Source organism: Methylobacterium sp. A54F, from assembly GCF_053346035.1.
Map to the genome: position 1 here is coordinate 1 of NZ_JBKFBF010000100.1, position 315 is coordinate 315.

Below are 315 nucleotides of genomic sequence, written 5' to 3' on the forward strand. Positions count from 1 at the left end.
CGACCATTTGATCTTCCCGTTCACGCCGTCCCAGGCGATGAAGTTGCCCATGCCGCCGTGCGAGTTCGGGGCCGGGTACATCGACAGGGTCGCGCCCACGGAGGGCTGGCCCGGGGTGTAGGACACCTTGAAGGGCTCGTAGTCCATGCAGACGTGGTTGGTCGGCACGTAGAACAGCTGCGTCTTCGGCGAGTAGGCCGCCGGCTGCTGGCCCTTGGAGCCCAGCGCGGCCGGGCAGATGCCCTTCGAGTTCACGTCCTCGCCGTTCTGCTCGGTCGAGTACTTCGACACGACCAGCGGACGGCCGTAGTTCTT

Annotated in this window: 1 pseudogene; it reads right to left on the reverse strand. The window is 65.7% G+C overall.

Going from position 1 to position 315, the window contains the following annotated elements:
- Positions 1 to 315 (reverse strand): annotated as a pseudogene (locus ACLBXP_RS25515) (PQQ-dependent dehydrogenase, methanol/ethanol family); the annotation flags it as partial.